25 protein-coding genes and 1 other RNA gene are annotated in these 21,965 nt (G+C 37.6%); 16 read left to right on the top strand and 10 right to left on the bottom strand.

Annotated elements, in window-relative coordinates; genetic code table 11:
* Positions 1–45: 45 nt before the first annotated feature.
* Both SHI21_RS00970 and SHI21_RS00965 read left to right on the top strand, forming a co-directional pair.
* Positions 46–738: a response regulator transcription factor gene (locus SHI21_RS00970; protein ID WP_323574238.1), complete on the top strand. Its 693-nt coding sequence runs from the start codon at positions 46–48 to the stop codon at positions 736–738.
* Between the two features lie 165 nt (positions 739–903).
* Positions 904–1,161 (top strand): RNA recognition motif domain-containing protein, encoded by a 258-nt coding sequence (locus tag SHI21_RS00965; protein WP_323574237.1) that lies wholly within the window; start codon positions 904–906, stop codon positions 1,159–1,161.
* A gap of 4 nt (positions 1,162–1,165) precedes the next feature.
* On the opposite strand, the gene SHI21_RS00960 is transcribed toward SHI21_RS00965, so the two are convergent.
* The 6 genes from SHI21_RS00960 to SHI21_RS00935 form a co-directional block, all read right to left on the bottom strand.
* Entirely contained in the window at positions 1,166–1,339 is a 174-nt protein-coding gene (locus SHI21_RS00960; RefSeq protein WP_323574236.1) for a CPXCG motif-containing cysteine-rich protein, read from the bottom strand.
* 169 nt (positions 1,340–1,508) lie between these two features.
* Positions 1,509–1,838: an RNA recognition motif domain-containing protein gene (locus SHI21_RS00955; RefSeq protein ID WP_323574235.1), complete on the bottom strand. Its 330-nt coding sequence runs from the start codon at positions 1,836–1,838 to the stop codon at positions 1,509–1,511.
* A 324-nt stretch (positions 1,839–2,162) separates the two neighbouring features.
* Positions 2,163–3,494: a DEAD/DEAH box helicase gene (locus tag SHI21_RS00950; RefSeq protein WP_323574234.1), complete on the bottom strand. Its 1,332-nt coding sequence runs from the start codon at positions 3,492–3,494 to the stop codon at positions 2,163–2,165.
* A gap of 35 nt (positions 3,495–3,529) precedes the next feature.
* The gene (locus SHI21_RS00945; RefSeq protein ID WP_323574233.1) at positions 3,530–5,389 is read right to left on the bottom strand and encodes a transglutaminase family protein; all 1,860 of its coding nucleotides are present in this window, start codon (positions 5,387–5,389) and stop codon (positions 3,530–3,532) included.
* Positions 5,379–6,296 carry a DUF58 domain-containing protein gene (locus SHI21_RS00940; RefSeq protein ID WP_323574232.1) on the bottom strand — a complete coding sequence of 306 codons (918 nt, stop codon included), beginning with the start codon at positions 6,294–6,296 and terminating at the stop codon, positions 5,379–5,381. The genes SHI21_RS00945 and SHI21_RS00940 overlap by 11 nt, the downstream gene beginning before the upstream one ends.
* A gap of 5 nt (positions 6,297–6,301) precedes the next feature.
* A complete protein-coding gene (locus SHI21_RS00935) occupies positions 6,302–7,216 on the bottom strand; it encodes an AAA family ATPase (protein ID WP_323574231.1) in 915 nt (304 codons plus the stop codon).
* Between the two features lie 83 nt (positions 7,217–7,299).
* Between SHI21_RS00935 and SHI21_RS00930 the strand changes: the two genes are divergently transcribed.
* Complete coding sequence (locus SHI21_RS00930) at positions 7,300–8,037, top strand: sulfite exporter TauE/SafE family protein (RefSeq protein WP_323574230.1); 738 nt, start codon at positions 7,300–7,302, stop codon at positions 8,035–8,037.
* Between the two features lie 44 nt (positions 8,038–8,081).
* Here SHI21_RS00930 and pstS read toward each other — a convergent pair whose 3' ends face one another.
* The gene (pstS, locus tag SHI21_RS00925) at positions 8,082–9,071 is read right to left on the bottom strand and encodes a phosphate ABC transporter substrate-binding protein PstS (RefSeq protein WP_323574229.1); all 990 of its coding nucleotides are present in this window, start codon (positions 9,069–9,071) and stop codon (positions 8,082–8,084) included.
* A gap of 148 nt (positions 9,072–9,219) precedes the next feature.
* On the bottom strand, positions 9,220–10,299 hold the full coding sequence (locus tag SHI21_RS00920) for a porin (protein WP_323574228.1): 1,080 nt from the start codon (positions 10,297–10,299) through the stop codon (positions 9,220–9,222).
* A 160-nt stretch (positions 10,300–10,459) separates the two neighbouring features.
* Between SHI21_RS00920 and SHI21_RS00915 the strand changes: the two genes are divergently transcribed.
* Genes SHI21_RS00915 through SHI21_RS00905 form a run of 3 tightly spaced genes read left to right on the top strand, consistent with a single transcriptional unit; the run spans position 10,460 to position 12,721 of the window.
* Complete coding sequence (locus tag SHI21_RS00915; protein ID WP_323574227.1) at positions 10,460–11,179, top strand: hypothetical protein; 720 nt, start codon at positions 10,460–10,462, stop codon at positions 11,177–11,179.
* On the top strand, positions 11,172–11,654 hold the full coding sequence (locus SHI21_RS00910) for a nucleoside deaminase (protein WP_323574226.1): 483 nt from the start codon (positions 11,172–11,174) through the stop codon (positions 11,652–11,654). Before SHI21_RS00915 ends, SHI21_RS00910 begins: the two co-directional genes overlap by 8 nt.
* 11 nt (positions 11,655–11,665) lie before the next feature.
* Complete coding sequence (locus SHI21_RS00905) at positions 11,666–12,721, top strand: SecDF P1 head subdomain-containing protein (protein ID WP_323574225.1); 1,056 nt, start codon at positions 11,666–11,668, stop codon at positions 12,719–12,721.
* Here SHI21_RS00905 and SHI21_RS00900 read toward each other — a convergent pair.
* The gene (locus tag SHI21_RS00900) at positions 12,718–13,401 is read right to left on the bottom strand and encodes a YjjG family noncanonical pyrimidine nucleotidase (protein ID WP_323574224.1); all 684 of its coding nucleotides are present in this window, start codon (positions 13,399–13,401) and stop codon (positions 12,718–12,720) included. The genes SHI21_RS00905 and SHI21_RS00900 overlap by 4 nt on opposite strands.
* A gap of 116 nt (positions 13,402–13,517) precedes the next feature.
* Here SHI21_RS00900 and SHI21_RS00895 point away from each other — a divergent pair, with 116 nt between their 5' ends.
* From SHI21_RS00895 to SHI21_RS00865, 7 genes are all read left to right on the top strand, one after another.
* Positions 13,518–14,528: an alpha/beta fold hydrolase gene (locus tag SHI21_RS00895; RefSeq protein ID WP_323574223.1), complete on the top strand. Its 1,011-nt coding sequence runs from the start codon at positions 13,518–13,520 to the stop codon at positions 14,526–14,528.
* A 41-nt stretch (positions 14,529–14,569) separates the two neighbouring features.
* Positions 14,570–14,665, top strand: an RNA gene (ffs, locus tag SHI21_RS00890) — signal recognition particle sRNA small type.
* A gap of 89 nt (positions 14,666–14,754) precedes the next feature.
* Entirely contained in the window at positions 14,755–16,473 is a 1,719-nt protein-coding gene (dnaX, locus tag SHI21_RS00885) for a DNA polymerase III subunit gamma/tau (RefSeq protein ID WP_323574222.1), read from the top strand.
* A gap of 21 nt (positions 16,474–16,494) precedes the next feature.
* A complete protein-coding gene (locus tag SHI21_RS00880; RefSeq protein WP_323574221.1) occupies positions 16,495–16,806 on the top strand; it encodes a YbaB/EbfC family nucleoid-associated protein in 312 nt (103 codons plus the stop codon).
* Between the two features lie 3 nt (positions 16,807–16,809).
* Positions 16,810–17,403 carry a recombination mediator RecR gene (gene recR, locus SHI21_RS00875; RefSeq protein ID WP_323574220.1) on the top strand — a complete coding sequence of 198 codons (594 nt, stop codon included), beginning with the start codon at positions 16,810–16,812 and terminating at the stop codon, positions 17,401–17,403.
* A 10-nt stretch (positions 17,404–17,413) separates the two neighbouring features.
* Positions 17,414–17,947 (top strand): roadblock/LC7 domain-containing protein, encoded by a 534-nt coding sequence (locus SHI21_RS00870; protein WP_323574219.1) that lies wholly within the window; start codon positions 17,414–17,416, stop codon positions 17,945–17,947.
* Between the two features lie 9 nt (positions 17,948–17,956).
* A complete protein-coding gene (locus SHI21_RS00865) occupies positions 17,957–18,547 on the top strand; it encodes a GTP-binding protein (RefSeq protein ID WP_323574218.1) in 591 nt (196 codons plus the stop codon).
* Here the strand turns inward: SHI21_RS00865 and SHI21_RS00860 are convergent.
* The gene (locus tag SHI21_RS00860; protein ID WP_323574217.1) at positions 18,539–19,726 is read right to left on the bottom strand and encodes a hypothetical protein; all 1,188 of its coding nucleotides are present in this window, start codon (positions 19,724–19,726) and stop codon (positions 18,539–18,541) included. The two genes, SHI21_RS00865 and SHI21_RS00860, sit on opposite strands and share 9 nt — an antisense overlap.
* Positions 19,727–19,808: 82 nt before the next feature.
* On the opposite strand from SHI21_RS00860, the gene mtnP reads away from it, so the two are divergent.
* From mtnP to SHI21_RS00845, 3 genes are read left to right on the top strand one after another with little or no spacing between them, the layout of a single operon-like run.
* Entirely contained in the window at positions 19,809–20,654 is an 846-nt protein-coding gene (gene mtnP / locus SHI21_RS00855) for an S-methyl-5'-thioadenosine phosphorylase (RefSeq protein ID WP_323574216.1), read from the top strand.
* Positions 20,654–21,622, top strand: a complete 969-nt coding sequence (gene rsmH / locus SHI21_RS00850) for a 16S rRNA (cytosine(1402)-N(4))-methyltransferase RsmH (protein WP_323574215.1) — start codon at positions 20,654–20,656, stop codon at positions 21,620–21,622. The genes mtnP and rsmH overlap by 1 nt, the downstream gene beginning before the upstream one ends.
* 28 nt (positions 21,623–21,650) lie before the next feature.
* Complete coding sequence (locus SHI21_RS00845; protein ID WP_323574214.1) at positions 21,651–21,965, top strand: hypothetical protein; 315 nt, start codon at positions 21,651–21,653, stop codon at positions 21,963–21,965.

Below are 21,965 nucleotides of genomic sequence, written 5' to 3'. Positions count from 1 at the left end.
TAAGTTCACCTTGAACAATATTGAAGTAACGCTTATTATTTAGATATGAATCACAATGCAAAAATCCTACTTATCGATGACGATGTTGATCTACACAGGATTGTAAAACTATCGCTTACTCCTCCTATTGAACTTGATTGCGCAATCAGTGCAGAAGTGGCGTTGGAACTTCTTAAAAAGAAAACATACGACATTTTGATTATTGATATCAATCTTGATGAAACAACTGGTTTCAAACTGATGGATTATTTAAAGCAAAATAACATCGCAGTTGATGCAACAAAAATCATGCTTACAGGAAGTCGCAAGATTGAAGATGAAGTTTTCAGTCATAAAATTCTTGTAGATGATTTTATTCAAAAGCCAATTCGTCCTCTTGTTTTTGAGGCCATGATCGATAAGCATTTAAAGAAAAGAGGAAACGCTGATGTCTGGTCACGCGGTCGCTTGATGATTGATGTGAACACGATGAAAGTAACGGGAAAAAATAAAGACACGAATGAAAAAGTCGATATTGACCTGACTCCAAAAGAATTTAAAATCCTTGTGAAACTTGTTCGTCATCCAGGAACAATTTTTTCACGTGAACAAATCTTTGAAGACATCTGGAGAAACGAAGATGAGAGTTATCTACGTTCGGTAGACACTCATATTAGTGGACTAAGAAAGAAGATTGTTGATTATGGTGTGAACCTTACATCCGTGCGAAGCGTTGGGTACAAGATCGAACTATATTAGATTAAGGCAAGCTTCTGATCGACTTCATTATTCTTTAATTTAAAATCAATACAATGAAATGCCCTTGATATGTATATTATCAAGGAATACATTAAACTCACTCTAGATATAGATCTTAGTGAGGATGTTTTTTAGTAGATTAATAAACTTCATAAGGGAGTTTCAATGTCACAAAAAATTTATGTAGGTAATCTTTCAAATAATGTCGCTAATGAAATGTTAGCGGAGCAATTTGCGAAATATGGAATTGTGTATTCAGCGAAAGTTATAACAGATAGAGAAACTCATCGTTCAATGGGATTTGCTTTTGTAGAGATGGCCTCATCAGAGGAGGCTGAGAAAGCGATCATGAGTCTTAATGGTTCTGTTATAGATGGACGCTTGATTAACGTCACAGAGGCCAAAAAGCCGCTCTTACACTAAGTAATTACCCAGCATCAACTTCCACTTCAAACTCTTCTTCTTCCTCATTCCATTCAGCAGTAATGTGCAGCGGATGACAGCACACTTCGCAGTCCATGATGAAGTCTTGCTTTTCGCCTTCTTCAATAAAGAGTTCTAAGTTAATTTTTTCGAAACAAAAGTGACATGTGATTTCCATGAGAGAATCCTAATCACAAAAATGGATAAAAAAAAGGGCCATCTTGCGATGACCCCTTATTTCTTTTTGTTTTGGTAAAACAATCAGCAGATGCCCGAACTCTTAAAAAACCAATACAGTGTATTAAGCTTTTTGAAGAAGTAAAAGTTCCTATGGAACTTTTTCGGTCTTAGTAACGGTTACGTGAACCACCACCGTCTCTTCCACCACCGAAACCACCACGAGATCCGCCACCGCGAGAATCGTTTGGAGTCATTGGCTTCGCTTCAGAAACAGTCATTGGACGACCTTCGAATTCTGAACCGTGGAACTTAGAGATAGCATCTTCTGCTTCTTCATCAGTCGACATTTCGATGAATCCGAAACCTTTAGATCTACCAGTTTCGCGATCAGTAATAACTTTTGACGAATCAACAGTTCCTACTTCTTCGAACTTTTGTCTAAGAATAGCATCGTTAGTTGTGTAAGGAAGATTTCCTACATAAAGTTTTCTACCCATAATTACCTCCTTAAGGCGTTGGGGCCGCTAAAGAGGAGAGCCGAATAACTGGACCACTAATCTTAAATGCGACTGACATTTTCTACGAGCACCCTAACAGAGTGCCCGTGATAATACTATCACTAAAACTCAAATTTAAACAAGCCACTCAATAAATTAAGTTAAGGCAAAGAAACCCGATAAATAATCAGGACTTTGACGTGATTTGATGGCCTTTAATGCCTATTAAAAGTGCTTTAATAATGAAGGATATTTAGGATTTTTAAATAAGAAAATACTGACAAAAATAGTCGTGATTGCGCCTACGAATAAGCGCAATGTCGATTATCTTTTTTTGCTTGCTTGAGGGCCTCTATCGTTGTGTCTACCTGCAGGAGCTTTCCCTGAAGATGGGCGTCCACCTCTTGCTGGTCTGCGTGCATGTGGATTGCGAGGCTTCTTATCTTCGCCATCGATTAAAGCTTTTGCTTTAGAAGATGACATCAGTCTTGCTTCAACAACTTTTTCAGAATGGTATGGTTGTTCACTAATAACTGGAATAGATTTTCCAATTAGTTTTTCAATGTCTTTTAAAAATGCTTTTTCTTCAGCATCACAGAATGAAATGGCAATACCACTTGTTCCAGCTCTGGCCGTTCTACCGATACGGTGAACATAACTTTCGCTTTCGTTTGGAAGGTCGTAGTTGATTACGTGAGAGATGTTATCAACGTCGATTCCTCTTGCTGCAATATCAGTAGCAATTAAAACGCGAGTTGCACCTGACTTGAAGTTATCAAGAGCACGTTGTCTTGCTGATTGAGATTTGTTTCCGTGGATAGCTTCAGAAATAATTCCGTTTTTTTCCAGGAATTCAGAAATCTTGTTTGCTCCGTGTTTTGTACGAGAGAAAACGATGACACGTGTGAAAGCGTCACTAGCAAGAATATGATTAAGTAGAGCGCGTTTATTTTCGCGGTCTACGAACATAACAGATTGAGAGATTAATTCAGCTGTCGATGAAACCGGAGTGACTTCAACTCTAACTGGGTTAACCAGGATTGAGTTAGCAAGTTTTTCAATTACCGGAGGCATTGTCGCTGAGAAGAAAAGGTTGTGTCTTTTTGCAGGAAGAAGCTTCAGGACTTTTTTAATGTCGTGAATGAATCCCATATCTAACATTCTGTCGGCTTCATCTAAAACGAAAACTTCAAGCTCACCTAATTTGATATAACCTTGTTCGATTAAATCCATTAGACGCCCTGGAGTTGCTACAAGAACATCTACTCCGTGAGACACAGCTCTAACTTGAGGAGTCTGACCAACACCGCCGAAAACGACAGCGTATTTAAGTTTAAGATTTTTTCCATATGTCGCGAAACTTTCATGAACCTGAATCGCTAACTCACGTGTTGGAGTTAAAACTAAAACGCGTGCGTGTCTTGGAGATGCTTTTTTGTTTGCTTGAACTAGACGGTGAAGAATTGGAAGTGCGAAGGCCGCAGTTTTACCTGTACCTGTTTGAGCACACCCTAATAAATCTTTTCCATCGAGAAGACTTGGAATAGCTTCGGCCTGAATTGGAGTTGGATGTGTATATCCAGCTTCCTCAAGTGCAAGCTTTAAAGGGTCCATAAGTTTTAGTTCAGCGAATGTTTTTGGGAGGTCTTTCTTCATTTTTTGAACCTACAATCTTTGCTGCGAAGAAGCAACTATTTATAGAAGGAATCAAGATAATGGCCGACTTCCCTATCAATATAATTTACATCACTTGGGAGGTTTCTCGCGCAACGTATTTGAAACTGGGAGATTGTTTCATATTGGGCCTTGCTAAGACCGTGCGATTGCATCTTTTTGAGAAAGCGCTGATAGCGTTTTTGGTTGGGGTTAACCTTCTTTTTTCCGTAAAAATAGAAGATAAGCCAGAAGATCATGAGGAAGGCACTTAAGGAAAGAGCGAAAATCCAGCCAACAGAAAGGTTCCCCGGAGTAAGCGAGCGCAGGACGGCCAGCTGTTTTTCGCGGTCGAAATTGAGAATGTCTGTGCTGAACTTTGTGTTTAATGAATCAAGCCATAGTGAAAGATTATTAAGTGTAGCTGAACTAAAAAGATCACGGTTAATCTGGAAATTTAAAATCGTAATATAAGGATTGAGCTTGTTGTTAAATTCCTGAGCACTCATGGTGATTCGCTCAGGTGCCACTAATGCTGTGGGATCAACTTTCACCCATCCTTTATTTTGTAAAAATACTTCTACCCATGCATGAGCATCCATCTCTTTAACTAAGACTGAGTTGTCGTAAGGATTTAATTCACCACCAAGGTATCCAACGACCATTCTTGCTGGAAGATTATAAACACGTGCAAGGTATGTGAAAGCAGAAGCGAAGTGACTGCAGTAACCATCCTTACCTGTTAATAAAAAGTCTTCAACCGTATTGTACATTGGTGGTGTCGTACTATATTGAAAGATTTTTCCTTTGAAGATTTTGATGAGTTCTTTAAGTCTTTCTTCATCGACAGGAGAGTTTGTTGCGTTTGCGAAATAGGCCTTACTGATTTCATCTTTACGTTGTGATCTAAGCTTCAATCCTTTTTTTAACATGAGATCACTGCTCTCTTGTAAGCGGTTGCCGTAAGTTCCTACCAGTGAGTAAGTTAAATTTGCTCTGGAAATAGTTTTGAGTTTATAACTTCCATCACTATATGAATTATAAGGAAGACTTGAATTTATAACTGAAGAAACTCCATCGAGAACAGGCATTAAGTCTTTTAAGTTTGAAAAAACTTCAACGTCATATTTTAATTTCGTATTTGTCAGAACTGGTGTCTCTTGTCTTAAATTGCTATTTGAAGTGCTCCACTCCTGGTTGGATAAGTGCCATAAAACGGCCGTTCTCCAATAGAGAAGCTTGACTGGGAGATTGCTCTCACCTAATCCAAATGTTTTAAAAGCTGTTTCTCCGGACGTGTTGAGTGGACCGAGTTGTTTAAAGTCGATGCGGGAATTTCCACCGGATACAATGTACTGCATGTCACTGGTGTTCACAAACCCTTGAGTGAAACGTGGAAAAGTATAAAACAAGATCAGTGAAAGAATGATTGAAGGTGTGACCAAAAGAAGCAATCTTTTGGGATTTAATAATGAGATATCATAATTTCTTATCTTTAAAATGTAGTAGAAAAAGAAAAGCATCTTTGCAAGACCGAAAGAGAAGATGACGAAAGTTGGATTCAGAAGAAAGATACAGCATTCGCAGAGAGAGAGAATTAAAAACATATTGAAATGATCTCGCTCTTCATCGAGTTCCCAGAATTTCAAGGATGAAAGAATAAGAGCAAAAGACACTCCACACTCAGTAACTAAAAGTGTTTTAAAGTGGTAGCGAAGTAAAACAATACTTCCAACTAAAAAAGCGACTTTGAAAAAGGTCCGAAGTTTTTTACCGGCCACAATAAAAGAAAGTGCAAGGCTTGCCACTGTCAGGATTATTATATTGGGAGGGATGTCTTGAATTAATAACAAGACGTTGATTGCAATAATGAATGCGGTAATGAGTTTAAGTTTCATAGCGGGCAAGCTCTCTTAAACAATCATTTAAATGGCGAGGAGAATTTTCAGGGGAGATTAGGATCTTTTGTTCTAACTTTAATCCGTATTTGATATTTTGCTGATGAAGTATATGCATTGAAAAACAAATCGACTTTAAAGTTTCTTCTAAAGGAGTCTTATCTAAAACGAGAAGAATTGGATTAGGTTTAGCACTTTGAAACTGGCGAGTGTACCAACGATTTGTCTGGGCCAGTTTTTTCCAATCGATTCTTTTTAATGAATCTCCTACTTGATACTCACGGATGATAAAATCGTCACCTTCTTCTCTACTTTCTTCGATGAGTTCGACTTCATCATGGAGTCTTAGGTCTGAGCGCTCTGGATAAATTAAGCAATTCTGATCAATTCTAAAAAAAGTGAAACAGCGAAAGAAGTTAAAGGGAAATAATGTCTCGATGTAGATTGTTTGAATGTTTTCTTGTCCACGTTTTAGGCCCTGGACAGAAATTTTCACCGTCGTGCTTTCTTTTGAAGAAATGGGAAATGTCGTTTGAGGTTCATTGATTTTAATTCGTGAGCTTTTAAAGGATGGACGAATAAAATAATGGCCTTGAGCGTTTGTCGAAGTAAAATTCAGATTGAGAACACCATTCTCATTTACAAAAAGAGGTGGAAATTGAGCAGAGTTAAGAGTCAGACCACTTAAGTTAAAATGAGTGTAAAACATTGAACCAAGAAAAAGACAAAAGAGAATGAAGTTAAATAAGAGAACGTAGTTGTTGGCATAAACTAATCCCATGATTAATAAAATCAGGTTGAGTCCAACAACTTTTAAACCATCTAGAGTCGGGAGAATATAAATCGGATGAACTCTTTTAGAGTTCGAAGCTCGTTGGTAAAAATAGTTTTTGAACCAATTTACCATGTCGTTTAATCAACCTTCGTTGATTGAATCAACTTCAGTGTGAGTTCTTTGTCGAGATCGAATGACTGATTTTGAAATGGCGATAATCGATGAGAGACAACCGAAGGTAAAATCATTTGAACATCATCCGGTAAAACATAGTCTCTTCCCTCGATAAAGGCCCAGGCCTTTGCTGCTTTAATAATATCTTTTCCAGCTCTAGGACTTAGACCTTGAAAAGAATTGTTAATTCGAGATTTTTCTAAAAGAGAAATAACATAATTAAGTAGTGCATCCGAAACTTTTACTTGTTTTACGCTTTGATAAAGATCGGCAAGAACACTGGCCGTGATGGCCGGCTTCAGGTTGTGATAGTTATCTTGATGAGCATCACTGGAGATGATTTGTTTTTCATGCTGGCTATCAGGATAACCAATTTTAATTTTCATCATAAAACGATCAAGTTGGGATTCTGGTAAATGGTGAGTTCCAATTTGTGAACGAGGGTTTTGTGTGGCCACAACAAAAAATGGATGTGGAAGCTCGATAGTGTTTCCATCAAGTGTGACTTGTTTTTCTTCCATCGCTTCCAAGAGTGCACTTTGAGTTTTAGGTGTTCCACGATTTAATTCATCGGCCAGAATAAATTGATGGAAGATTGGCCCGTGAACTAAATTAAATTTTCCTTCTTTCGCATCGAAGATTTGAATTCCAATGAGATCAGATGGCATAAGATCATTGGTGAATTGAATGCGAGCAAAAGTTAAATCGAGAAGTTTTGCCAGCGTCTTTGCAAAAGTTGTTTTTCCCATTCCTGGTACATCTTCGATTAATAAATGCCCGTGAGAAAGAAAACAACAAAGTGCTAACTTAGTTTCTGTTTGTTTACCTAAAATAGAACTGTCGGCCGATCCTAGAAACTCTTGGATAAATTTATTCATTTTTTAACTCGATCTGTAGATTATTTTGAGGACTATCTATAATGCTAATTGAATTATGAAATATATCAATTTAGATTGGTGATATGGATAATTATTTATTGACCCTTATGGGATTTCTTACTGGATTAATTGACTCGGTCGTCGGTGGTGGCGGACTAATTTCAGTTCCTACTTTATCAATTGCTCTTACTCCAGGACCTCACGCGATTGGAACGAATAAAGTTGTCGGAGTCATTTCTGCCGTTATCGCTCTAATCGTCTATTCCAGAAAAGGGCATATGAAATGGAAAGATGGATTAAGTTTTTGCGTCGTCTGTATGCTTGGATCATTTTTGGGAAGTTCACTGGCCCCTTATGTACCTAAAGAATTCTTTCGTTATATGTTGCTTGTCATGTGTCCGATTATTTTATGGATCGTTTACCAGAAAGATAGGTTCTTTAAAGAGCGTGAGAATTTTATCAAACCTCATCCAGGATTCTTTTTTTTAGGGGCCATCTTAAGTGGCTTTTATGATGGAATCTTTGGGCCTGGCGGCGGCACATTTATGTTTCTGAGTTTGTTTTTAGGAACTGGTTATCCGCTACTTACTGCAATGGCGATTTCTAAACTAGCAAATACATTTTCAGCTGGAACAGCATTAACGACTTATGCATTGAATGGATATGTTCATTGGAGAGAAGGTTGGATAATGTCTTTAGGTGTTGCAGTGGGGGCCTTTATAGGCGCTACATATGCTTCTAAAGCTGCAGCTAAAATCATCAGACCAATGTTAACGTTTATTGTTTTGTTGTTAATGGTGAAGATGATCTGGTTCTCATAAAAAAAAGGCCCCTTCTTTCGAAGAGGCCCATGTACTTTTAAAAATTATTTTAAAGTTTTAAGTAGAGACTCGCTCATCTTCTTTGGAAGTGGAGCATAGTGAAGCTCTGCTGCGAACTTTTGTCCATCTTTAAGCGCCCAACCAAGGAAAGCTTTTGTAGCTGTGATTTGAGCAGAAGCAAGTTCTGGAAGAAGGATGTATGTGAAAGATGAAATTGGGTAAGCCCCTTTTGCATCAGCATTAATGATCGACATTCTTAGGTCACCATCAAATTTCTTAACAGAAGCTGCAGCAGCTGTGATTGAAGCAACTGAAGGAGAAACGAATTCACCTTTAGCGTTTTTCATAGATGCCATGTGAAGTTGTGCGTTGATAGCGTAAGCTAATTCAGTGTATCCGATTGCTCCGTCAGTTTGAGCAACCATTGCTGTAACACCTTCGTTACCTTTTGCTCCGATTCCTGATGGCCAGTTTACGTTTTTACCAGCACCAACTTTAGTTTTGAAATCAGCTGAAACGTTAGCTAGGTATTCTGTGAATACTGCAGTTGTCCCCGATCCATCTGATCTTCTTACTACAAGGATGTCAGTCGCTGGAAGTTTTGCTTTTGGATTTAATTTTGCAATTGTTGGATCATTCCATTTTGTAACAGTTCCTAAGAAGATGTTAGCTAACGTCGCACCATCAAGGTTTAAGTTAGCAGGAAGGCCAGCAACATTATAAGCAACAGTTACTGCACCAAGTACAGTTGGGATGTGTCTGATTGGAGTTTTAGCAGATTTAAGTTCGTCGTCTGACATTGGAGCATCAGTAGCACCGAAGTCTACAGTTTGTGCCAGGACTTGTTTAATTCCTCCGCCGCTTCCGATTGATTGGTAATTGAATTCAACGTCTTTGTGCGTTTTTTGGTATTCAGAAAACCATTTTGAATAAATTGGGTAAGGGAATGTAGCACCCGCACCATTAACCTTTTGAGCAGCAACAGCATTAAAAGACATAGCAATTGCAAGAAACATCAATAAATTTTTTAGCACAAAAAACCTCTCTCTAAATATAAGAATCGTTGTGCTTATTTTATATGTGATTTGAAGAAATTTGTATTGTTAGGATTTGGTTAGGTAGAATAAAAAAAGGGCCCCTTGCGGAGCCCTTCTTTATAATTAGTTAATTTTAGTTAACGAATTAGATGTCAGCTTTGATACCGAAAATAATTCTGTTGTCTTTAACTTCTTTGTTTGTAGCTGTTACATCATCAAACTTTTGTTTGCTGAAAGAGTAAGCTAGGTGGTAACGGAAGTTAACATCATTGAATGGCTTATACATAACACCACCAACAATTGTATTCTTTTTGTATTCAGCAGTGTTTGCAGTTAGGTCATCAGAGAATTTATCGTTAGCGTATTGAACGAATGGAGAGAACTCATTGATAGCGTAAGAAACGTTAGCGAAGATTGACGTAGTTTTATCGTCTGCGCTTGTTGCACCAGTTGTAGTTCTTTTTTCTTTTTTGAATTGTTTCCAGTCTGCATCGATAACTAGTCCAACAACTTCTGATCTGAAACCAGCGGCCATCATTGTATAGTCACCTTTTGTAGTTGGAGTTGCAGCTTGTGCATCACCATCTTGAGCAGCTAAAGTGTAAGATAGAGTTGGTTGGAACATTTTATCAAACATTACTGAAGAGTAATGAGCAGCGTATGCAAGAGATGTGTTCTTTGTTTCACCAGTTGTATCTGTTGCTGTTTTGTTTGGGTTAGAGATAGCAAGAGTTAACTTATGAGTGTCTAGGAAAGTATAAGTTCCTGAAACACCAAAACGGTAGTTACCGATGTTATTATTGTAAGCTGTGTATGCATCTGTTGCTAGGAATAGGTCAGTAGAAGAAATGAAAGACTCACGTCCGTATGCTTCAGCCCAGTTTGTTTTACCAAAACGAGTTGTGAAGAATGCATTCTTATGGTCAATATATAAATAATCTAGATCTGTTGTTGAATCATCTCTAGTTGTATTTGTGTATTCTTTGTTGAAACGGTAACGCATTCTGTATGAAAGAGTGTCGTTAATGTTACCCATCATGTTTAAGCGAATAAGGTTTGATAAGAAACCATTTTGCTTAGCTTCAGTAGTTGTTCCAGCTTGAGCAGTTGTCTTTGTGTTCGAGCTAATGAAATCAGCACGGCCTTCAAGATTAAACTTGTAGTCAAAAGCAGAAGCGCTTGTAGAGATAGCTGCAACAGCAACTAGAGTAATCATTTTTTTCATTGTTCATCCTTAATAATAGTTAATATTGAAAAAATGTATGTACGAAATAGTTTACTCAGACTTTATTGTGTTTGTGTATTAATTTTTGGTTAAGACCTTTAAAAAAAATCAAAACGCGTCATAATAGTGATTAGGATCATCCTCATAATAAGCAGAGAAAATGGAAACTATAGAACAAACGTTTAAATCAGAGACTAAAACGATCAAGTTTTTGATGCGCGCTTTTTTCTTTTTAATCCATCTTGCGATCATGACGGAGTTTGTGGATAACCCAAAGTTTAGGATTGGGTTAAGATTGGCGTTCTTTCTTTGGTTAGCAAAACCTTACTATAAAACTATTAAGCATCGTTATTACACGTATTGGACTTTCTCAGCATTATTATTTGTATACCTTCTCTTTAAAATTTATGAACAGTTCTATGTCTTAGACAATGAGCATATTGGTATCCTCTATTTAATTTCGTCACTACTTTTAATTATAAAGATGTATCTCCTTTCATCTCCGATTTATTATCCGCAGATTAGTTGGTGGGAGTATGACTTTAGATACCGTGACGATTTAAAGATTTCTGTTAAGTCAGGCGAACATGATTTTTCTGCCAGATTAACAGATCTAAGGCGCCAGGCAGGATGTGTTGCCATGTTTGAAGAGATAAAACTTGGTGAAGAAATTATTGTGAACGCAGCTCTTGATGAAGACAATGTCTTATTAAGAGGAATTGTCATGAGTAAGAGACGCGATGTGATCGGACGTCCTCTCATCTATGGTGTTCAGTTTAAGTTTGATAGTAAGAGTAATAAGAAACGCTACATTGCGCTTGAGCGTTTGTGGAAAAAGCAGAAACATAGTAAGCGTAAAATGAAGTTTGCTCATGTCTAAAAAAATGTCAGATCATTTATGGTTAATGGATGAAGCTTTGAAAGAAGCTCACAAAGCTTATCGTGAAGATGAAGTTCCTATAGGGGCAGTTATCGCGAATGCGGATGGTGCGATCATATCGCATGCTCATAACCAAAAAGAGAAAGTTCACAATCCTTGTGGGCATGCTGAGATTTTGGCGATTACTGATGCAGCTAAGAAGTTGGGCAACTGGAGACTTCTGGATTGTTCTATCTATGTGACGCTTGAACCGTGTCCGATGTGTTTGAGTGCTTTGATTCAAGCGCGAATTGGGCATTTGTATTTTGGGGCCTACGACACGAAAGGTGGCGCACTGAGTTTGAATTATAACTTCTATAAAGATCAGAAATTAAATCACAGCTTTCCTGTAACGGGTGGACTTCGTCACTTTGAGTGCTCGAGACTTCTTTCAACTTTTTTTAAAGAAAAACGCACCGGATATTCTAAAAATTAATTGAGGCCCGCATGACTAAATATCTAATCGCTTTATTGGTATTAACATCAACATCGGTTTTGTTTGCAAAAGATTGTGGAAAGAAGCTAGCCATTCAAAAGAATTCTGTTGTCGCTTATTTTAATTGTAAAAAAGGTGAAAAATCATGTGTGCAATTAAAAGATGTGAACGATGGCGAAAAGAAATTAAACGATTCTAGTAAAGTGGTGATTGGTGTTGATAGTGCAAGTTATGGAGCTGAGATTATAAGTATAAAACTCACACAAAATGGTGCTTGCTGGATAGAAAAATTAACAAGTGAAAATGTTAACGAAGAAATGTCTCTGGTTGTTAATGATGTCGTCCTTTCTTCTCCAATAATCGCAGCGCCTATTAAGGGAGATGCGATACAAATTCAGGTCTCTGCAAAAGAAGATAAAGGACTAGCATCTGTGGTTTGTAAAAATATTGATCAAAACTGCAGACCAAAGGAAGAGAGTTCAGACAGAAAAAAGAATGAGAAAGATTTATTTTATCAAACACCTTCCTTTGATCGCTCTGAAATTAATGAAAAATATGGATCTGTAATGGAGAGTGCTTATTGGTATACAGAAAAGAGTACTATTCCCGTTTATGAAACGAGCCAATTGAAAAAAATTATAGAAAATTACACTCCACCTGTTTTTAAAAATGAAAATAAAAAAGATAAAGTATGGTTTAACAGACAACAAGAATTTGATTATAAAACAAAGAAATTTGTATTTAGTGGAAACGCCGTAAAAATAATGGATTTAGGTTGGGTGAAAAGAGAAGATATGGTTCCTGCCAATGTTCTCAAGAGTAAACTTAAGCCAGAGTCCGCTTTTTTTACAAGTTATGCCATCGAGAAATGTAGTGCAATGGTTGGTAAGGCCATGCAAGCAGCAAAACAAGGTGAGAACTTTCTATCTCTTTTAAAAGAACACTCATTGATTTTTAGAAATAGTGAGATCGGTTTTTGCGCTACTGAGGGCGAGAGAATATGTCGTGCCAAAATCAATGAGATTAAGGCTCAAGTGGCAAACACTCCTTGCGAAAAATTACTTTAAAAAATACTTTTTAAACTTAATAAATTATTAACCATAAAAGTTGGTTTCGCAGTCGATGTGTTCTCAGCTTTATGTTGATTGTACCAACAAGAATCAATACCAAATTGATTGGCGCCTAAAATGTCAGCGTCTAGTCTATCCCCGATTACAATTGTTGATTCTTTCTTAAATTGCTTAGCTTTTTTCACAGTGTACTCAAAGAAGCGTACATCCGGTTTTGCAAATCCACACTCTTCAGATACAGCAATAAAGTCGATAAGAAATTTTAATTCAGAGTTTTTGATTCGCTCTCTTTGAACAAATTCAATCCCGTTAGTGATCACACCAACTTCACCAAATTGTTTTAAGTGGCTTAAAGCATCGATGGCACCATCTAAAAGCACAACATGTTTTGGAAGCTGCTCAAGATAAAATTCGGCCATTTTGTGAGGAGGAATTTCAATTTTGTGACGATCAAGAGTTCTTTTAAAACGTTCTACTTTTAAGAAGTCTTTGTCGACTTCACCTCTTTCAAGTTGTTTCCATAAAAGATTATTTTCTACTTTGTAAGTCTTGTGAATATCTTCAAGTAAATCTTTGATTCCAAAATTAATAAATGTTTCATTAAAACATAATTTCTCTGAAGCTTGGAAATCTAGAAGTGTGTCATCAAGGTCAAAAAGGAAAAGATTATATTTCATTGGGAAAAAACTCCGATTACAAAAAGGTGCCCTATGCTTTTTAATGATATTCGATTGACACGAAATTGTCTGCATACATAATTGATTAGTTCTTTAAAATTCCTCAAGGAGAAACAATGAAAAAGATTGTGTGTATGCTAGCGTTGCTTCTTACAACTGCGTGTGCATCTAACCAAAAAACATCTACTGAAGTTCCGAAAAAAACTGAAGGATTTGATTCTGTATTAACAGGTTATGAATATCCCTATCCAGTAAGTTATTACACTTTTGAAGGACAAGGACAAAAACTTCAGATGGCCTATATGGATATAAAACCTATAGGACCAGCGAAGAAAACAATTGTTATGTTACATGGTAAAAACTTTTCAGGTTATTACTTTGCTCCGATTATGAAAGAGCTTCAAGCTTTAGGTTATAGAGTTATTGTTCCAGATCAAATTGGATTTGGTAAATCAACTAAGCCTGAACATTTTCAATATTCATTTCCATTATTAGCAAGATTCACTGCTGATTTATTAACTCAAGCAGGAGTTACTGATTTCACTTTAGTTGGTCATTCAATGGGTGGGATGTTCGCAACTCGACTTGCTTTGATGTATCCGGAGCGAGTTCAAAAATTGATTCTGGTGAACGCGATTGGATTAGAAGACTACAAAACTCTTGTTCCATATAAAACTTTTGATGAGCAATACCCTGCTGAACTTACAACTAATGCTGACAAGATTCGCAATTATCAGAAAGTGGCCTACTACGATGGAAAGTGGAAAGAAGAGTATGAGCCAATGTTGATTCCACCAATCGGTTGGACGAAAGGCCCGGATGCTGCGCTGATTGCAAAAACTTCGGTGATGTTGAGTGATATTATTTATACTCAGCCGGTTTATTATGAATTCAAAAATCTTAAAATGCCGACGATTCTGATTATGGGGCAAAGAGATAAAACAGCTCCGGGAAAACCGTTTGCGTCACCGGAAAATCAAAAGAAACTAGGTGATTATCCTAAACTAGGGCGCGATGTTGTAAAAATGATTCCAAAGGGAAAGTTGATTCCAATGGCCGGTCTTGGACATATGCCATTTGTTGAGGATTTTTCTGGGTTCATGAAACTCCTCGAAGCCGAGTTATAGCCTTGACACAAGGCCCTCGATTTTACTAAGATGCCATCGGTAGTTAGGGAGCAGCAAAGGTACGTTCGGTCAACCCCGCCAGGCCCGGAAGGGAGCAACGGTAGCTGTTACTGCTTTGTGCTGTTTTCCTAACTGCTTCTTGTATTTCAATTTACTAATTCATCTAAATTCATTACCTTTTAAGCTGGAAAAAAATTCTATTTCCTCTGCCGTTTTAAGGAAGAAAATGTCGTACCAAGTTTTGGCCCGAAAGTGGCGTCCTAAAAAGTTTCAAGATGTGATCGGACAGTCTCATGTGACTCGCTCACTTCAGAATGCTATTGCCAAAAATAAAGTCGGTCATGCTTACATGATGGTCGGAACTCGCGGAGTTGGTAAAACTTCAGTGGCGAGAATTTTTGCAAAAGCGATTCGTTGTGAAAACATCACGGCCGACATCAATGCTTGTGGAACATGCCAGGCCTGTCTGGACTTCGATACTGAAACTTCAATGAACGTGATTGAAATCGATGGAGCTTCAAATAACTCTGTTGATAACATCCGTGAACTGATCGGCAATGTTCACTACCTTCCGACTTCTGGAAGATTTAAAGTTTATATCATCGATGAAGTGCACATGCTTTCTACGAACGCATTCAATGCACTACTGAAAACATTAGAAGAACCACCTGCTCACGTTGTTTTTATTTTCGCGACAACTGAAGCCCAAAAACTTTTAGGGACAGTATTGTCTCGCTGTCAGCGTTTTGATTTTAGAAACGTTCCGGTTGATACACTCGTAGCTCACGTAAAAGAGATCGCTAAAGTTGAAGGGATCAAATTTGAAAATGATGAATTGATTCATCAGCTTGCTGTACTTGGACGTGGATCTGTTAGAGATACACTTTCATTACTAGATCAGGTTTTAACTTTCTCTGATGAAAATAATGTATTAGAAGAAACACTGACAACATCTCTTGGTGTTGCCGGGCCTAAAACAATCACAGCGATTGCGAGTGCCATTTATACTGGGAATACAACTGAATTAAGTAGTATCTATTCGAGACTACTTTTTGAAAATGTTCCAGCAAAGAATATTGCAAGCTCACTGCTTGATGAATTGTTTAATAATTTAAAAAAGAAATCAGAGCTTTCAGAAGCTGAACTGATTTGGATTTATGAAACGATTGCTCGTGAGACGACTTGGATTTTTAGTTCAATCGTTCCAGAGAAAGCGTTTGAAGTGTTGATGTACAAAGTGGCGCTAAGACGTAGCTTCTTCAATCAGAAGATTGTAGGTGGCGGACAAACACACTCAGCAATATCATCTGCACCGGCCGCTGTTGCTCAAGCAGTTGAAGCAGCACCTGCTCCTGAAGAAGTTGCACCAGAAGAACCAAAAGAATTAACAGTTGCTCAAAAGCTTGAATCGATGATGTCGGAACTTGCGAGTGAGAGAAGTGCTGTGATTACTTCTGATCCAATCATCGCCGCTCCTGCAGCTGTGGTTGAGGAAAAAAAGAAAGTGACAGAAAATCGCGACCTGACATGGGAAGGATTTTTAAATGACCTGGGATCAAGATCTCCTGCTTCGGCATCGAATCTTGAACAAGGTAATACACTCTCGCCTGTGACTCTTGATAATGGACATTTGAATATTGAACTTGGGTTTGGTTTTGCCGGACAAGTGTTCATGGATTATTTAAATGAGCCGGAAGTTTATCAGAAGGTTTTAAATAACCTGAGTGAGTACTTTGGTGTTGATCAGAAGAATATTAGATTTGAATTGAAGCAAGTAACAGGTAAAGACGATTTTGTTACTCAAGCTGAAATCCGTGAGAATAAGGCGAATGCTACTCACCAAGATCGCGTAGAAGAATTTAAGAACAATCCGTTATTGAAAGAAGCTGAGAAGCTCTTCAATGCGAAAGTTGATAAAGTTGTATTAGATAATCCGAAAAAATAATTTAGTAATAAGGAGAATTATATGAAAGGTATGCAAAACTTAATGAAGCAAGCTCAACAAATGCAGCAAAAAATGGCTACATTACAAAAAGAACTTGAGTCACGTGAGATCGAAACATCTTCAGGTGGCGGAATGATTAAAATCAAAATTACAGGTAAGCAACAAATCACAGGGATCACAATCAACAAAGAATGTGTTGATCCTAACGATGTAGCTTCACTTGAAGACTTAGTTAAAACTGCAGTTAACCAAGCTGTAAAAGAATCACAAGATATGGTTTCTGGTGCAATGTCGAAGATCACTGGTGGAATCAACATCCCAGGAATGTTCTAGTCTATGGAATTGCCAGAAAAATTATTAAAGACCGTAAAGCAGTTTTCTCGCCTTCCAGGTGTTGGTGAGAAAACGGCGCTTCGTCAGTCTCTCATTATGACTAAATGGAATAAAGAAGACCTGATTGCGTTTGCAGAATCTATTAAAGGATTAGCGGATCTTAATCACTGTGAAAAGTGTGGAATGTTCTGTGACGATAGACTGTGCAAGATTTGCATGGACTACAACCGCAGCTCTTCTAAAACTCTTTGTATTGTTGAATCAGTCACAGACTGTTTGGCCATCGAGCGCAGTGGAAACTTTAGAGGCAAATTCCACATCCTATTTGGTGTCTTAAATCCACTGATGGGAATTGGACCTGATGAACTTAAGCTGGATAGATTAATCGATCGAGTTCGTGAAGAAGAGATCGAAGAACTTATTTTAGCAGTGAATCCTTCGGTTGAAGGAGACGCAACATGTTCTTATATTAAACAAATGCTGCCGGCATCGATTAGTGTAGACCGCATTGGATTTGGAATTCCAATGGGAGGAAGTTTGGAGTTTGTTGACTCGCTTACCATCACTAAGGCGCTAGAAAACCGCAGACATTTATAATTGGATAAAGATGATTAATAACTCGAGCAAAATTCCTAAATATGTTCAGGCCTTTTTCGAGTCATGCGAAATTGATGAGAAGATTAACCGCTTCTCTTTTTTCATGATCAGATCTGATGGTGTGGTTTTATATCACAATAGCAATTTAGCGAACTCACTTTCAAAGTCATCGATCGGTGCTCTTTTAAGTGGTGTATGGCAGGCCTCAAAAGCATTGTCTGAATTCATCCCGAAAGAAGAAGCAAAAGAAGGATATCGATTAAGTTTCGATACCTCTTCTCAAGGTATCTATATCGTACCTATTTCTACAGAAATAGATGAGCTGTATCTTGGTCTGATTTATCACGATGAAGTGAATCCAGGTTTTATTAAAAATAAAATGAGAGAGATGGCATCAAGCTTTGCGGAATTCTTAAATCAAGAATTGAAGGATCACAAAGCTAAGCAAGAATTAACAAATAATGTATTTGATAAAAACGACTACTTATTCGCCGACATTTCCGATGCTGAAATGGACCGATTATTTGCGTTTATAAAAAATTAAGGTAGTGCCATGTCTTTTGTAAATTATGTAAACAAAGAAGTTAACTGTAAGATCGTCTACTACGGGCCAGGGCTCGGAGGGAAAACGACTAACATTCAATACGTGTATCAAAAAACCAGTGGTGATAATAAGGGAAATATTATTTCACTTAACACTGAAAATGAACGCACACTCTTTTTTGATTTTCTTCCATTAGACCTGGGTGAAATCCGCGGTTTTAAAACCCGTTTCCACCTTTACACGGTTCCAGGACAAGTCTTCTATGAAGCTTCAAGAAAACTAATCCTAAGAGGCGTGGACGGCGTTGTCTTCGTTGCTGACTCACAAGTTGAGCGTATGGAAGCTAACCTTGAATCTCTTAAATCACTTGAAAAAAACCTTGTTGATCAGGGTTATGACATCACAAAAATTCCACTAGTCATGCAATGGAACAAACGCGACCTTCCGAATGCTACAAGTGTAAAAGATCTTCACGATGCCTTAAATAAGTGGGGCGTTCCTGAGTATGAAGCTGTGGCGATGAAAGGAACTGGAGTGTTTGATACGTTGAAGATGATTTCTAAGCTGGTACTGATGAATTTGAAAGGTGGATTAGAGTAATTTTTTATAGTCGAGGAATATCAGGTGAGCTTGCATTAAAGCTTCCTGATCATAAAAGCTCGACCTGCTTCCCACCAGGTGATGCCCTTCAAGGACTCCCAGGTTGAATCCTTTGAAGTAAAAAGGAAACTGAGCATTTTCTACATCAACAATACCATCATTCGATTTTTGGCTTCTAAACAATGCTTTTGTAAGCATCATCCACACATGACTATCTTGCCATTTGGATTCAAAAGCAATGGCCGTATAAAAAGGTTTTGAAGGAAGGAGTTTATGATTTCTTTTAAACCAGCTTTCTCTGAAATTTTTGTTCAGTGATTTTTGAAGTTCACTAGCAATCAAATCTATTTCTTTTCCTAACATTTTTTTAGAGACAGCTTCAGGAACTTTACCAATAGCATTTGCGATTTTTAGCAAGCGACTGTTGATATGATCGCTTCCCATGATAGGAGTGGCGATGAAAGAGAAACCAACAATATTTGGTGAGAGTTTCTCACCTTTTGATCTTAAATAATGAAGTGTATCGATTCCACCTTTTGAAAAGCAGAAAAACCACAGACGTTCATCCGGGTTGATTTCCATATACTCTTCGATTTGTTTTTTCAGGGCCAGTGAGTTTTCACGTGCGCCTTTTTTTCCATCAACTGTCGGTGCGATATGTTTGATGTTGTATTTATCAAGAAGGGTTTCAGCACCTCTTTTAAAAGCAGGTGTAGAAAAGATTTCATTGAAGACACCAGAAACTAAAACGATAGTCACGTTTACTTGAGGCATTCTTAGAGATGTTTTGTAATCGTCTACTAAGTGGCTATGAGCAAGTTCATGATAGACCGTCTTGAAGATTTCCTGATCAGTGGCATCGACTGTTCTTTTGTTAATCACGTTAGCGATAATGTCCTGGGCCTTTTCAGTGTGCAGGTCGAGATCGTCGATTGAGCTCACATCGAAATAAGACTTTAAAACAGTAAAAGCTGAACGGCTTAACCAGATGCTTGAATTAGTGATTGAAAGGACAGTCTTAAGAACGTCTTTTTTGCCCTTAAGCTTGATAAGCTTTTGTAAATTGAACACGATCTCTTCAGCACTAGTGTGCTTGGCGTAGCTCAGCACATCTTTACGCTTTTGAATGCGCGAGCGGTATTGAGAAAAGTTTTTTGAAAAGACGTTAATAGCGTTCATTGATTTAGCATTTCCTCGAGGGAATTATCAGTGTAAGATCATCTCATATTAATTTTTTAATAGTCAAACGATAGAGGTACATATGAGTGGAATTAAGATCGGGATCATTGGTGGAAGCGGCGTATATAAGATTGAAGGCATTGAAGTTACTAAAGAACACAAAGTCACAACGCCATACGGATCGCCAAGCTCGGAAATTATTGAAGCTAATTTAAATGGTAACTCTTTTTACTTTATACCTCGTCACGGTAAGACTCACTCTTTCACTCCATCAGAAGTAAATTACCAAGCGAATATTTTCGCTCTTAAAGAACTTGGTGTTGAGTATATTATTTCAGTATCTGCTGTTGGATCTCTTAAAGAAGAATTCCCTCCAGCGAGTTTTGTAATTCCTGATCAATTTATTGATTGGACGAAAGGAAAGCGCGAAAGAACTTTCTTTGGAAATGGAATTGTTGGACACGTTTCGACTGCTAATCCAGTTGACTTAGATCTTCATAAAATGTTGGTAGAGACATGTAAGGAAGCTGGTGTTAAGCACGGAGCAAGTGGATCGTACATTTGTATCGAAGGCCCACAATTTTCTTCAAGAGCTGAATCAAATATTTACAGAGGTTTTGGTGCAAGTGTAATCGGAATGACAAACGTTCCAGAAGCCTACCTTGCTAAAGAAGCTGGAATTGCCTATGCAACAATCGCAATGGTGACTGATTATGATTGCTGGAAAGAAGAGCACTGTACACTTGAAGAGATTATGAAAGTTATGGCAGCTAACAATGCTTCAGCTCACGCTGTTTTAAAACTGCTTATTCCAAAACTAACTAAGAACCCATTCAAAGTTAAAAAAGAAAATACATTTGCCGTTATGTCGAAACCTGAAAAATTATCTCAAGAACAAACACACATTCTTGAAGTGTTGTTACGCTAATGAGTTACGGAAGCCACTACACGGTACTTAAGAAAGAATGTATCGATACATTAACTGAGAAAGCTCCCACTGATGTTAAATCATATTATGCTGATTTAACCTTTGGTGGTGGTGGACACTCGTTTGAATTTCTTTATAGAAATCCCCTATTCAATGTCAGGTCAACTGATCAGGATCCGGATGCACTAAAGAATGGAAACGCGAGAATTGAAAGTGAAGGCATGCTTGGACGTATTAAACTTATTAATACCAACTTTGTGCACTTTGCAGAAATGATCCGCGAGCACTCACCTGAAGTTTTTGAAGCAGGTGGCTTTCAAGGAATTTTATTAGACCTTGGTGTTTCATCTCATCACTTTGATGAAGCAACCAGAGGATTTTCATTTCGTTTCGACGGGCCGTTAGACATGAGAATGAATCATGAGTCTGATGAATTTTTAACAGCAGCTGAAATCGTAAACACATATGATGAAAAAGATTTAAAAAGAATTTTCGAAGAGTATGGCGAAGAAAAAAACGCGAGAAAGATCGCGATGAAGATCGTTGAAGAAAGAAAAGTTAAATCAATCGAGACGACCAAAGAATTAGAAAATATAGTTTTCCATTGTTATCCAAAAGAACATAGATATGGAAAAACCAACCCCTCTACTCGGGTATTTCAAGCGCTAAGACTTGAAGTAAACCGCGAGCTTGAAGTTTTATCCAACACAATTACTCAACTAATACCTCTGTTAAAAATGAATGGGCGAATTGCGATTATCAGTTTTCACTCTCTGGAAGATCGAATTGTGAAAAATGTTTTCAGGGATAGCATGGCATTAACCGAGCTTCCGGTTGAGGTTTTAACAAAAAAACCGATTTTGCCAACTGAAGAAGAAATTTCCCACAATTCTAGGTCAAGAAGTGCTAAACTAAGAATATTAGAAAGAATTGAAGTAAAAAAAGACAAGAACAAATATAAGTACTGATTTATGGCATTTTAATCAAGGAGTGATTATGGCCTCGAAAAAATCTTCTGAAAAAATTCAGTTGGGTAAAAAAATAAAAGAAATTATTTTTAGCTCACAAGGCTTCCCTATTTTCCTTTCATTCACGACACTCGCAATATTATTCGTATTATTTCGTATGAAAAATGTTGAGATGGATTACACCATTTCAAAAACAAATCGCGAAATCGAAAAAGTCATCATGGACAATAAAGAATTAAAAGCAAAGAAAGCAAGAATGCTTTCTGCAGACAAGTTAAGAAAGCTTGCAATGGCCCATCACTTAGATCAGCCAACACAAGACCAAATAATTGTCATTCCATAG

The organism is Bacteriovorax sp. PP10 (assembly GCF_035013165.1).
GTDB classification, from domain to species: Bacteria; Bdellovibrionota; Bacteriovoracia; order Bacteriovoracales; family Bacteriovoracaceae; genus Bacteriovorax; species Bacteriovorax antarcticus.
This window is presented reverse-complemented; position numbering and strand designations above follow the sequence as displayed.

Coding starts and splice junctions, on each gene's coding strand:
- SHI21_RS00970 (WP_323574238.1), top strand. CDS start 46: ATGAATCACAATGCAAAAATCCTACTTATCGATGACGATGTTGATCTA.
- SHI21_RS00965 (WP_323574237.1), top strand. CDS start 904: ATGTCACAAAAAATTTATGTAGGTAATCTTTCAAATAATGTCGCTAAT.
- SHI21_RS00960 (WP_323574236.1), bottom strand. CDS start 1,339: ATGGAAATCACATGTCACTTTTGTTTCGAAAAAATTAACTTAGAACTC.
- SHI21_RS00955 (WP_323574235.1), bottom strand. CDS start 1,838: ATGGGTAGAAAACTTTATGTAGGAAATCTTCCTTACACAACTAACGAT.
- SHI21_RS00950 (WP_323574234.1), bottom strand. CDS start 3,494: ATGAAGAAAGACCTCCCAAAAACATTCGCTGAACTAAAACTTATGGAC.
- SHI21_RS00945 (WP_323574233.1), bottom strand. CDS start 5,389: ATGAAACTTAAACTCATTACCGCATTCATTATTGCAATCAACGTCTTG.
- SHI21_RS00940 (WP_323574232.1), bottom strand. CDS start 6,296: ATGGTAAATTGGTTCAAAAACTATTTTTACCAACGAGCTTCGAACTCT.
- SHI21_RS00935 (WP_323574231.1), bottom strand. CDS start 7,216: ATGAATAAATTTATCCAAGAGTTTCTAGGATCGGCCGACAGTTCTATT.
- SHI21_RS00930 (WP_323574230.1), top strand. CDS start 7,300: ATGGATAATTATTTATTGACCCTTATGGGATTTCTTACTGGATTAATT.
- SHI21_RS00920 (WP_323574228.1), bottom strand. CDS start 10,299: ATGAAAAAAATGATTACTCTAGTTGCTGTTGCAGCTATCTCTACAAGC.
- SHI21_RS00915 (WP_323574227.1), top strand. CDS start 10,460: ATGGAAACTATAGAACAAACGTTTAAATCAGAGACTAAAACGATCAAG.
- SHI21_RS00910 (WP_323574226.1), top strand. CDS start 11,172: ATGTCTAAAAAAATGTCAGATCATTTATGGTTAATGGATGAAGCTTTG.
- SHI21_RS00905 (WP_323574225.1), top strand. CDS start 11,666: ATGACTAAATATCTAATCGCTTTATTGGTATTAACATCAACATCGGTT.
- SHI21_RS00900 (WP_323574224.1), bottom strand. CDS start 13,401: ATGAAATATAATCTTTTCCTTTTTGACCTTGATGACACACTTCTAGAT.
- SHI21_RS00895 (WP_323574223.1), top strand. CDS start 13,518: ATGAAAAAGATTGTGTGTATGCTAGCGTTGCTTCTTACAACTGCGTGT.
- dnaX (WP_323574222.1), top strand. CDS start 14,755: ATGTCGTACCAAGTTTTGGCCCGAAAGTGGCGTCCTAAAAAGTTTCAA.
- SHI21_RS00880 (WP_323574221.1), top strand. CDS start 16,495: ATGAAAGGTATGCAAAACTTAATGAAGCAAGCTCAACAAATGCAGCAA.
- recR (WP_323574220.1), top strand. CDS start 16,810: ATGGAATTGCCAGAAAAATTATTAAAGACCGTAAAGCAGTTTTCTCGC.
- SHI21_RS00870 (WP_323574219.1), top strand. CDS start 17,414: ATGATTAATAACTCGAGCAAAATTCCTAAATATGTTCAGGCCTTTTTC.
- SHI21_RS00865 (WP_323574218.1), top strand. CDS start 17,957: ATGTCTTTTGTAAATTATGTAAACAAAGAAGTTAACTGTAAGATCGTC.
- SHI21_RS00860 (WP_323574217.1), bottom strand. CDS start 19,726: ATGAACGCTATTAACGTCTTTTCAAAAAACTTTTCTCAATACCGCTCG.
- mtnP (WP_323574216.1), top strand. CDS start 19,809: ATGAGTGGAATTAAGATCGGGATCATTGGTGGAAGCGGCGTATATAAG.
- rsmH (WP_323574215.1), top strand. CDS start 20,654: ATGAGTTACGGAAGCCACTACACGGTACTTAAGAAAGAATGTATCGAT.
- SHI21_RS00845 (WP_323574214.1), top strand. CDS start 21,651: ATGGCCTCGAAAAAATCTTCTGAAAAAATTCAGTTGGGTAAAAAAATA.